An 11,297-nucleotide genomic window follows, 5' to 3' on the forward strand; every position below is an offset into this window, starting at 1 on the left:
TGATAATTATTTGCTGTACCTGCTATAGGTTTTAATTTTTCCAATGCTTAGATATAACTCAGATATTGTGAATATCTAGGTCTCAGACGATAACAAGGAGATCCTTCATTATAGATATTGTAAGACCCTTTTCTGTTTTGAACTTGTGCCGGCAATAAGATAAAGCCCTTTATAGACTTTTGAATTGTCGGTATCCTTTTTCTGTTCCAACTGAGCTTGGATCCAGCCATTGCCATTTGTAGGATATTCACCCGAATACTCTATATCATAATGATATTTACGCATATCTACCCATGCTTCCAAAGCGCCCCAAGGATATAGAGCAGCCCATTTTTGCATCATGATATGGGACAAGGTGAAGTCTGCCAAGCCATTGACAAACGGACCGTTTACATACTCGTTGGCTAGCTGATTAAATAGTTCTCGGGTGATTTTGTCACCACCTGTAGGGCTTCCTTCCTTACCTGGATAAATATATCTTGCTGTAGTAGCCATATCGGCTGCCACCGCCTTTTTGAACGCCTCAAATGCCTCGGCTTTACGGTCTAGTTTCCAATACGTTTCAGCCAAACAGAACTGTATCTCGGCATATGTAGTCAAAATATAAGGAGCATCATCACGATAAATCCAGCGGCCGATACCATCATTAGTAGCTCCTGAATAAGTAGAAGAAGCATTTCTGCCATAGAAGGAAGGTGCTGTCCCTACTGAACCTGCCGTTGAGGTGAAACTTCCACCATAGAACTTATACGATTTTACGGTATCCGCATTGCCTATACTAATGTAATTTGGATTGCTCGTCGTTCCTAGCTTCACTGCAACTCGAGGGTCGAAGTGTCCTGATTGATTAACTAATGTATCAGCAATAATCTGCTTGTCAGCCAGCTTATACGGATAGTAGGAATTGCCCTCTACACGAATTTTATCACCGGTAGCAGGATCATACTCCGGTACAGTACCTGTAAATACCTGTACAGCATACTCATGCTGGAAGAAGCTATACGAAAGATTGGCTCTTGCCGTACCCCAAAAGTTATTATAGTTAGAATAAGGAGCACTCTGTGATCCACCGGTAACTTTTACTGTAGCATCATCATCTGCGCTTTGGAAAGACTTTGATGCCGCCTCGATAAGCTCCTGAGCATATTTATCTTTAAAGTCCTTTTTGTTACTCAAGGACGCTAAGTTACGCACAATCACTGCATGAGCAAACTTTATCCACTTAGACTTGTCTCCCGCATAGATAAAGTCATTGGCACTTATTTTGGTTCCGTAATTATGATTATCTTCTCGCTCTAACAACTCTATTGCTTTACGTGCCCATTCTCGAATTTGTGCATAGATTTCGTCCTGATAATCATAATTATGTGATAATAAGCCCGGCACAAAAGCATCTTTCATTGGCAACTCGCCATGCACTTTAGTGAGAGCATCCCAGCTGAAAGCCTTAAGGGCATAGCCAATTCCGGCTAAGGTCCAGTCTTCGGCCTCCAACGACTGATTAATCATATTTTCAAGGTTCATTCCTTGATTCCAATACACCATTCTCCAAAGTTCACCTCCTGCATCGGAAGCCAAAGCATAATAATGGTTAGCAAAAGAGGTATAAGTGGAGTTCGTCGTCCCCATCATCTGGGTTAAAGGACCTATAGCACGATAATCCCAATAAATACCTTGATATTGTTGGATAATATTTGCCAAATACAAGTATCCCTCTACATAGTCCGGAGCATCAACATTCTTATTGACATCCAGATACTTATCACAACTTCCCATCATGGTAAGCAGAGGGAAAAGCATATATAAGAATCTCTTTTTCATTTCTACTTTGATTAATTTAATGTTAAACTCAATCCTACTGAAAAACCGCGTGGACTAGGAATAGACCATACGTCATATCCTTCACCTCCGGTACCTCCCGCAGCAGCGGAAACGGTATTTCCTACCGCATCAATACCTGAGTAGTTTGTCCAAGTGAACAAATCATTACCCACAAAATACACATCCATAGAAGAGAATATTTTTCCTTTCTGTAGGAATGTTTTAGGCAGACGGTATGACAATCTCAACTCTTGTAAACGCAAATAATTAACATTTTTCTCCAGCCAGTCTTCATCCCCTCCGGCAAAGATTGTCGCTCCATACGCTCTATAATCTACAGCTATGTTGTTGACAGTAGGATTGTCGCTATTCTCATTACCGTCACGCAATACACCGCGGAAGATTACCGGACCGCTTTCCCTCAATGCTACCGACTCCCAGCTTGTACCATTGGTCATCATCGTGCGCTTAGTACCATTCACAACCGTAGCACCTAATCTTCCAGAGAACAATCCTGAAAGACGGAAGTCTTTGTACGACAACGCTGTGGTGATACCGAAGCGAACCTTAGGTTCCCTATCGCCAATCACGGACCAGGTGGATTGAGTAATAGGAAGACCTGTACTTGGACTAATCAAGATATCTCCTTTTTCGTTTCTCTCATAAGCCAACCCCGTAAGGGTAGTGATAGGATGACCTACCATTATACCGTTGCGAATATTTCCGGAGTTCCATGTATATGCATTGTAATACTCTGTAACATTCTCTGGTAGGTAAACCACTTTAGACTTACCTTGAGACATGTTCACCCCAACGTTCCATGTAAAACCTCCAGGTTGCTTAATAATGTCTCCATCCAGATGGGCTTCCCAACCCCATGTCTTGAAAGTTCCTACGTTCATGTTGTTCAACACAAAACCTGTAGCGTAGCTCAAACGGAAACCTTTCACAATCTGGTCGGAATTGCGCGTACCGAAATATGTGAAGCTACCATTAACACGGTTGTTGAAAACGCGGAAATCTACTCCGACCTCATGCGCTGTAGTCATTTCCGGACGTAATGTAGGGTTAGGTCCTGTAAAACCATATTTAAAACCTCCTCCCGACTGATCACTATACTCCAACTGAGGATAGATTTCGAGCGGACCTGCATCTTTACCTACCTGTGCAATAGATCCTCTCAACTTGAGGAAATTAATTGCCGAAATATTTTTCACAAACTGTAGGTCCGAAAGGATTAATGATCCCTCAACAGCTGGATAAAAATATCGGTTATTATCTTTTGGCAATGTCGAAGACCAGTCGTTACGTGCCTGAATGTCACGAAAGCCAAATTGTTATATCCGAACTCAAACTGTGCCGAAAGGGCTTGAATTCTTCTTCTCGTATTTCTTTGAGTACTTGTTTGCGATAATGGATCTGTATTATTAATAGATTGAAAATCAGGAACAATAAATTTGGTTCCGTTCGCTGCCGAACGCGTTACCTTATTCTCCAGTTGGTGATACCCCACTTGTCCGGAAAAAGACAATTTGTCTTGCAAAAACTTATTATTATACCCTGCTAAGATGTTGATGGTAGGATCGGAGAAATTAGATTGCACAAGGTTGTACTCTCCAGAACCGTTATTTGCATTGGCATAATAAGGGTGATGTGATGTTTCGTAAGTCTGCATACCTACGTCCCACCCTACTTGAGCACGAATAAACGTGTTAGCAAAAGGGGTGATGTTTGCAGAAACGTTGCTTAAGAAACGGTCTGATTTATCATACAGCTTATTCTTATACATAGCAAACAGCGGATTTAGCAAATCCAAATCCACATAATAGTCAGGTTTACGCATGTGACTACCGTCAGCATCAAGGTATCTGCTCATATCATCTACCAAAGGCCACAACATTGCACGATACAGAGGCCCATCAGTCCCTCTCAAAACTTTGCTGTTTCCTGTTTTTGTGTATTGCATAGCTCCATCGAAGCTGAACCATGGCGTCACCGTAGCTTTTCCCGACAAACTTAAGTTTGTACGGTCATAGTCCGTAGTTTTAAGAATACCGTTTTGATTCAACTGAGAAAATGCTCCACGAATGGTAGCCTTTTCCGATCCAGCATCTATAGAAACATTATGTCTTTGCTGGGCTCCTGTCTGCAAAATAGCAGCAATATTATCATACAGCTTCATTCCTTCAGGATATAATCCACCGAAACGTGCTGTATTATAATAGTTTGTGGTACCATAGTTACCGTTGGCATATTTCGTCTGCATTTCAGGATAGCCGTATGCTTTCTCCCATTTAAAGTAGTTTCCGTATGAAATAGTCCCTTTACCTGCCTTACCTTTTTTGGTCGTAATAATAATAGCTCCATTCGACGCATCCGAACCGTAAAGAGCAGCGGCTGCGGCACCTTTCAAAACCGTTATACTTTCGATATCTTCCGGGTTGAAATCACCTCCTCGCGAAGAGAAGTCCAGATTTCGTACAGAATAGGTACTGCTACCGGAACCTGCCATAGATAACGGATCGAAGGTAGAGTTATTCATAGGAATACCGTCCACTACAAATAAAGGCTGGTTGTTACCCGATATGGAGGTAATGTTTCTCAGCACGATGGTATTGGATGCTCCTGGTGTACCACTGGTGGAGGTAACATTAAGACCGGGAACACGACCCGCTAATGCCGTAACAAAGTTCTCACGACCTGACTCACTAATCGTACCGCCGTCAATATGCTGTATCGATGATCCTACGGCACGGCTCACACGCTTCATACCGAACTCGGCAGTAACAACTACTTCATCAATTTCCGACCCCGTTTGAAGAGTAACATTATAGACAGTACCTTCTCCTACCACCTGCACCACTTCCTTACTTCCCACCAGCCTAAATACTAATCTCTCTCCCGGGGCAGCTTGAATGCTAAAGCTACCATCAGCATTTGTTTTTACAGCCCGATTCGTCCCCTGAATCAACACTGTAACATCGCCCAACGCTTCTCCGGATTGACTTATCACCTTCCCGGAAATAGATTTCTGTTGGGCCATCAGACAGGAGGCGTATAACGCGACCCCGAAAAATGTTAGAAGAAATCTTCTTTTCATGTGTTAATAGATTATAATTGTTAGAATAGTTGGTTAATATATATATTCACCAAATAACACCTCTCGACGTGTTATTAATATTAATTTCGCTTACTCTATAAATCTACACTTCCTGATTTTTCAGAATTTAGGCACTGGTTTTTAACTGACTAATAGCAATATTAGATAAAAAGCGCGTATTTTGCAATGATTTTTTTGTAAATACGCAAAAAAAACGCACGATTAACACAAAAAAAAGCGTCTAAAGAAGCTCTTTAGACGCCAAATGTATCGGTTTATTTAATATGCCTTGCACTTAGGCAAGATTTTTAATCTAAATTAGTTGGGATTATTGCCCAGCAGCACAAAACCAATCCCTGTATAACCGCCCGCATAAGTCTGTAATATGTTTTTCCTTATCCAGTCGGATTTAGGATCTCCCGGTTGTTTAAGAACCAAAGAGGTGCTATTTCCACTTACAGGTTGAAATGCTTTGTAACAACCAAGGGCCTGCATCACTTTTGCCAAATCTCCCAAACCTATCCCTTCGGAGAAGTTTGCAACAATACCATCCACAGTCACTACATAAACCTTTTGGCCATCCTGGGTAAGACCTACAGCATTACGTACAGCTCTCGCATCTCCCGTTCCGATAAGGTCATTGTTGAAAACCAACCAGTTTGCTCCCCCTACAAGGTGTTTCATCTGGCTATAATTTATCGGATCGGTAGGATAAGTTGCCTGGTTAGGGCTGTTAAAGATTTCTATCACTGAAGATCCCTTTCGTACCCCTATGTGAGGACGCGTCTGGGCTGTACTTCCTGTAAGCTGCTGTATGACCCTTCCAAACTTAACATATCCTCCTCCAGCAGTGGCCGAAGAGTTTGCATCGCCTGTCGTAGCAGCGATGATCTCCCCCTCCGACGTAGCTTGGTTAAAGCTAACCATATCGTGGATATGCTGTGTTGCATACAGATAATCATTATATGGTGACAAAACCTGCATGGTCACATTAGCTTTGGTAAGATCTATCTCCAAGATGTGCATACTTATAGGCAAATCCAGATTACTGATAAATCTTGCGTGAATATACTCAACCCCTGCACGCGGAGAATAAGTAGTATCCATCTGGAAGGTTTTGACATAGGTGGTATTATCCATGATACGCTTAAATTGGACTGTAGGCGAATTATCCGGTGGGATAATATCTTCTACAGGAGGTTCTTCCACCTCATCTTCAAATTTAGGATAGTCATCTCGCTCCTTGCAGGCCGTCTGCAAATACAGTAAGGATACAAAGAGCAAACTTATCTTCAATATCTTATACAGATTCTTTTTCATAATCATCGAACTAACATGAATGAAATATATGGTTTCATAATCGTTGAGGTCTGTCCTGCCCAGCCTAAGGCGTAACAGGTGTACTGACGTTGATTCAACGTACTTCCGGCATTAGCATAGAAAGCCAATACACTCTCATTGGTAACTGGAGCTCCCGCAGGTCTTACCTTAAAAGTCCTAGTCACCGAACGGTTTAATACTATTCTAGGCGAAATCTCACCAAACTTCACATTGCTGGCCACCAAGGAGTCTTGGGCCGGCGTCTGTGAACCTGCTGCCGTAGAGTAAAATCCGTAATAAAAGTCTACTGCCTCCACGTTAGGAATCAAGTTGATGAAGCGGTATGCCGCATACGATGAATCGGGTAAGATAAATTCTTCTTCCGTCGGAATAACTTTCGTGTTTGCTCCTGTATCCGCAATATGAAACGTATATCGTGAACCTCCCTTGATAGTTACGTTAGTGCTGTACAATACCAAGGAGTCCTGCCCATCGTCTTTAGACTTGGGAATACATATCTTGACATTGATATCTCCACCATTTACCATCAAAAACTCTGAGCTTGATGGACCTCTAGTATTGTAACCTCCTCCTGGATAAGGTTCACGTGCTCTGATTAGTGGTGTTACACGTACATCGTTAAATTTGACATACATATATCTGTCGTCAGGATACACGGAAGCCATATTTATCTTCACAATAGACTTGTTATCTTCCATAAATTCGACTTCCCCGAAATCTATAATCATCTCATTTTTGCAACTATTGGTCGTTGCAAGAAAGAGCATGCTTAGAATTAACAATATGAATGAATATTTTTTCATAGCCAGCATCTTTTAATAGGTGTCTAAAACAAACCAAACCGGTTTCACAACGTAGTCAGCCTCCAAACCGCCCCATTTCAGCAACTCTTCAGCATTCCACATATATTCTGAATTATATCTTGGACGTACACGATAACAATAGTCATTATGTACTAACTGACTACCTGCCAACGGAATAAATTGACGGAAAATCTCCGTATCATAACGGTATTTACGCATATCTGTCCAGATATCATACTCCTCCCCAACCCCACAAAGCAATATATTTTTGTCCCATAATGTCCGCTAATGTCAACTCATCTGCAGATTGTGCTACTTCCGACGACTCCATATATGCCTGAATTTCGGCATTCGTAATTTCTGTTGGGTTGTACGCAGCACTAGCGTTCTCATCTCCTACCGCGGTATATTTGTTAACAAAGTTCATGTGCGACCTCACACCATTCAGATAGGCCTGGTAAGCGAGGTCTTTATTTCCCATCTTTAAGGCCACTTCCGCTTTGATGAACTGCATCTGCGAATAGGTCATGATAGGAAAATCCGTCTTATTCTTGAACATATAGAAGCTGCCTACCGCTGGTACTGCACTATTTGACGTTGATCTTCCATCCGGAACTGCAGCAATATAAATACTGTCTGTGGTGCGGAATTTAAGCATCCTCGACAAACGTGGGTCCACAGAAGTCTTTGGCTCCGGATCTGGCTCTCCACGCACCCCTCCAGTCAAATAACTCAAGATAGGCTGTCCTGCTCTGTTATAATACGAACTGTTGAGTAAGGCTTGGTCTGCGCCATATACGTTTGAAGTCTCGGCACTGGAGCCCGCAAATTTAACCACAGCATTATCTGATTCGGAAGCAAATGATAAGGTAGAATATTTAATAACTGAATCAGCATAATTGGTCAGAAAGTCCGGCTTATTGATATAGCGCGCATAATTCATGGCTTTGATGCCATATACAAACTTTCTCCAGCGCTCCATATTACCGTTGTACATATAATCGTATTTGGTCAGCGCCGCACTGTAATCACCAGGACTGTTAAGACTTAGGTAATACAAGGCTGTATCGCACCACGCCTGCACTCGTTTGTACACGTCCGGTTGGTCTCTATATTCAAATTGAAGACGATCCTCATAAGCCCCATCCAAAATTATCGGACCATGATAATCCGTCAACACCTGATAGTCGAAAGCCTTGATAGCATAACCTATAGCAGCAAACTCATACTTTTTGTTAGCAATAGCATCCTTAAGAAGGTTTTCCAAATTCATGCCGTGGTTGAAATATACCATACGCCACATAACGCCCCCCACATCGCTGGTACCTCCTGGATAACTATGCTGCTCCCATATATAAGAAGCCCTGTCCGTACTAGCTCCTAACATAGCCTGCGTAAACTTGTTGATAATACGCTGATCTTGGCCGTAACAGTTGGCTATTTGATAGATGATAGGAGACAAATACAGCTCTGCAGAAACCTCCTGCGGAAAGGAAGGACTGTAGTTTATGTCCAAAAATTTCTTACAACTGACGCTCAGAGTTGTCAATAATACCGCCCCTGCAGCTAAATATCTTCTGATTTTCATGATTTCATGTATTTAGAGTTTCAATCTCAAACCAAAGTTCATTCCCAAAGGTCTGGTCATATTTCCATAGTCAATTCCGAATCCACCAATACCTCCCAAACCAGGCGTGTTGGCATTAGACTCCGGATCCAATCCCGAATAATTGGTTAACAACACCACGTCTGTCAAAGTGCAGAACAAAGACATGCTGCTGCGGGTTCCCAAGCGTCTGATGACCTTCTTAGGAAGGTTATAAGACAAGGTGATATCTCTTAAGCGGATGGTCCAAATGTCTTTTTCTATAAATTTCTCACCTGTGATATTATTATAGAAATAAGCCGAAGTGTAATATGGCGTTACCGCAATGGTGTTAGGAGTAGGGAAGTCGGTATTTTCAAGACCATCTTTAAGCACACCTTTTACCACACGTGGCTCCTCACGATTCAAAGTATGTTCACTCAAACCGTAAACATACATACGGTACCCCAACAAGTTGTAAACGTCTCCACCAAAGCGGGTATCCCATAAGAAATTTAAGGTAAAGTCCTTATATCTAAATTTATTAACAATACCGAGCGTGAAGTCAGGGATACGGTCACCTACATAACCCCATGTGGTTTCTGATGGCAATACAGGCAATCCGTTCTGAGGGTTGATGAGGATATCTCCTCTATCATTTCTGGCAAACTGTGTAGCAGAAAGCGAACCTATACTTTTTCCTATAAACACAGCCCGAACGAACACCCCCTGTCAACCCAAGTGTCCGAATCGTACGTTTCAGGAAGATCCTTTGCCATAGACTTCACTATATTTTCCTGCTGTGTATAGTTCAAAGTAATATCCCATGAAAAATCTTTCTTACGGATAGGAGCAATATTAGCTTGGATTTCACTACCACTGCTTTCTATAATACCTCCGTTGATGGTTCTCAAAATAAAACCGGTAGCATAGCTCAATCGTGGTTGGAAAATCTGGTCAATACTGCGTCGACGATAATAGGTATAGTCGAACGTAAATCTTCTCTTAAATAAGGAGAACTCGATACCTCCCTCAACATCTTCTGTGGTTTCAATTTTAAGATTTGGGTTACCACCAGTTACCTGATAAGCAAAACCACCACCCGAGGTCATCTGCGTTTCCAAATTAGAACGGGTAGCATACGAGCGGAAAGGCTCCTTACCTGTTCTTGAAATAGAAAAACGTAACTTACCGTCGTCCAGCCATTTGTAATTCTCTTTGACATAGTCAAAGTCAGAGAAATTGAACGCCAAAGAGCCCGATGGATAAGCATATACAGGGTGATTAGGCATCAGACGTGAGGAAGCATCCACCCTACCAGTAAGAGTTAAATATAATAAGGTCTTATAACCCAAAACCGCTTGAAGCGAAGCTCCCATATTTCTGCGTCTGTCAATATAGTTCTTCGCTCTTCGTTCTGCCGGATCCGTATTATTGATGTTATAAAAGTTAGGGTCGTACATCTTTCTGCCGTACTGCGAATCCGTATTATAGTGGTAGTCGTAGATGTTAGCACTTAAACTCGTCTGTAAAGAAAATTTGTTATCCCAAAACTTATGTCTTGTAGAAGCTCGATATTGCCCAGACAATATTCTGGCAGTTTTGGTATAAATATAAATCTCTCCTAAATCCGGATCACTCGCACTACCCGATCCCGAATATGATTGGGCGTGATAAATCTTGAATCCGTTAGTATTCGAATAATCTACAGCCAACGTAGCTTGCATACTAAGCCAGCTGTTTACCTTGTAATTGAACTGTGTATTCCCTAAGATACGGTTTACATCATTCGTAAGCACTGTTTTTATATGCATCCCAGAAAGGATTGTCCAGCTCGCTATAAATATCCGAGACGTGAAGCACCCTGTTTCCTGCACGATCAATCCAGTCTCTTACATCCCACAGAGGATTAAAACGCATCAACGCCATCAGATAACCTGCGTCCCCCTTGTTGGCTTTGTCATTGTGGGAGTTCATAAAACTGAATGTAGTATTCACATCAAGTTTCGAGTTGATTTTTGACGTACCGGTAAGACGTGAAGTGATACGTCTGTAGCTCGTATTAGGCACAATACCCTTATTGTCGAAATACTCATTCGACCATCTGTAAGTAAGAGCTTCGGCCCCACCTTCAATCACCAGATTATGTTTGTGGTTGAAGCCTGTTCTAAAGAAGTTTTTCGTATTATCCTTATAGATTTTTTGTTCTGGATTAAAGCGAGGACCCATCGCGTATGTCGACGTCGCTGAGTAAGTACCGTTGGTTCCTTGAGCATAAACATATTGACGTTCCGGATAACGGTAAGGAGTTTCTACACGTCCGCTGTAAGTATAAGATACCGACGAGCGGCCCGCTTTACCTTTTTTGGTAGTGATAAGGATAGCTCCTCCGGCACCCATACTCCCAAACATAGCGGTGGCTTCTGCTCCTTTCATGATGACATAACTTTCTATATCTTCCGGATTCAGGTCAATAGCCCTGTTAGAGTAGTCGTTTTCCCGGTTTGTTCCATCATACACCAAATCGTGCTCATTGATGATAGAGTTGTCCACCGGTACCCCATCAATCACGATTAACGCGTTGTTGTCTCCGGAGATAGATACAAAGCCACGAAGGATCTGCGCAGAAGCTCCCGCAAGCCATTAG

General features: G+C 42.1%; 10 protein-coding genes. All 10 read right to left on the reverse strand.

The genetic code is table 11. The features are described 5' to 3' along the window. Positions 1 to 108: 108 nt before the first annotated feature. Positions 109 to 1,821 (reverse strand): SusD/RagB family nutrient-binding outer membrane lipoprotein, encoded by a 1,713-nt coding sequence (locus SD31_RS07880; protein ID WP_197053609.1) that lies wholly within the window; start codon positions 1,819 to 1,821, stop codon positions 109 to 111. A gap of 11 nt (positions 1,822 to 1,832) precedes the next feature. Beyond that, positions 1,833 to 3,110, reverse strand: coding sequence for a TonB-dependent receptor domain-containing protein (locus SD31_RS17320; protein ID WP_052258776.1), 1,278 nt, complete (start codon positions 3,108 to 3,110; stop codon positions 1,833 to 1,835). After that, positions 3,059 to 4,921, reverse strand: a complete 1,863-nt coding sequence (locus tag SD31_RS17325; protein WP_197053611.1) for a TonB-dependent receptor plug domain-containing protein — start codon at positions 4,919 to 4,921, stop codon at positions 3,059 to 3,061. Before SD31_RS17325 ends, SD31_RS17320 begins: the two co-directional genes overlap by 52 nt. A 318-nt stretch (positions 4,922 to 5,239) precedes the next feature. Next, entirely contained in the window at positions 5,240 to 6,241 is a 1,002-nt protein-coding gene (locus SD31_RS07890; protein ID WP_039053735.1) for a phosphodiester glycosidase family protein, read from the reverse strand. Between the two features lie 2 nt (positions 6,242 to 6,243). Continuing rightward, a complete protein-coding gene (locus SD31_RS07895; RefSeq protein ID WP_231561319.1) occupies positions 6,244 to 7,029 on the reverse strand; it encodes a DUF4397 domain-containing protein in 786 nt (261 codons plus the stop codon). 48 nt (positions 7,030 to 7,077) lie between these two features. Further along, complete coding sequence (locus SD31_RS18875; protein WP_231561320.1) at positions 7,078 to 7,284, reverse strand: hypothetical protein; 207 nt, start codon at positions 7,282 to 7,284, stop codon at positions 7,078 to 7,080. A gap of 13 nt (positions 7,285 to 7,297) precedes the next feature. Beyond that, on the reverse strand, positions 7,298 to 8,653 hold the full coding sequence (locus tag SD31_RS07900; protein WP_231561323.1) for a SusD/RagB family nutrient-binding outer membrane lipoprotein: 1,356 nt from the start codon (positions 8,651 to 8,653) through the stop codon (positions 7,298 to 7,300). A 12-nt stretch (positions 8,654 to 8,665) separates the two neighbouring features. Next, a complete protein-coding gene (locus SD31_RS15235; RefSeq protein WP_052258782.1) occupies positions 8,666 to 9,361 on the reverse strand; it encodes a hypothetical protein in 696 nt (231 codons plus the stop codon). After that, complete coding sequence (locus tag SD31_RS15240) at positions 9,352 to 10,464, reverse strand: TonB-dependent receptor (RefSeq protein WP_052258784.1); 1,113 nt, start codon at positions 10,462 to 10,464, stop codon at positions 9,352 to 9,354. The genes SD31_RS15235 and SD31_RS15240 overlap by 10 nt, the downstream gene beginning before the upstream one ends. After that, positions 10,436 to 11,269 (reverse strand): TonB-dependent receptor plug domain-containing protein, encoded by an 834-nt coding sequence (locus SD31_RS15245; protein WP_262506585.1) that lies wholly within the window; start codon positions 11,267 to 11,269, stop codon positions 10,436 to 10,438. Before SD31_RS15245 ends, SD31_RS15240 begins: the two co-directional genes overlap by 29 nt. Between the last annotated feature and the right edge of the window lie 28 nt (positions 11,270 to 11,297).

This window comes from Sphingobacterium sp. T2, assembly GCF_000814685.1.
GTDB lineage: Bacteria > Bacteroidota > Bacteroidia > Sphingobacteriales > Sphingobacteriaceae > Sphingobacterium > Sphingobacterium thermophilum.

Bases quoted from the DNA above. Each gene is read 5' to 3' on its own strand.
- SD31_RS07880 (WP_197053609.1), bottom strand. From the start codon at position 1,821: ATGAAAAAGAGATTCTTATATATGCTTTTCCCTCTGCTTACCATGATG.
- SD31_RS17325 (WP_197053611.1), bottom strand. From the start codon at position 4,921: ATGAAAAGAAGATTTCTTCTAACATTTTTCGGGGTCGCGTTATACGCC.
- SD31_RS07890 (WP_039053735.1), bottom strand. From the start codon at position 6,241: ATGAAAAAGAATCTGTATAAGATATTGAAGATAAGTTTGCTCTTTGTA.
- SD31_RS07895 (WP_231561319.1), bottom strand. From the start codon at position 7,029: ATGCTCTTTCTTGCAACGACCAATAGTTGCAAAAATGAGATGATTATA.
- SD31_RS18875 (WP_231561320.1), bottom strand. From the start codon at position 7,284: ATGCGTAAATACCGTTATGATACGGAGATTTTCCGTCAATTTATTCCG.
- SD31_RS07900 (WP_231561323.1), bottom strand. From the start codon at position 8,653: ATGAAAATCAGAAGATATTTAGCTGCAGGGGCGGTATTATTGACAACT.
- SD31_RS15240 (WP_052258784.1), bottom strand. From the start codon at position 10,464: ATGCATATAAAAACAGTGCTTACGAATGATGTAAACCGTATCTTAGGG.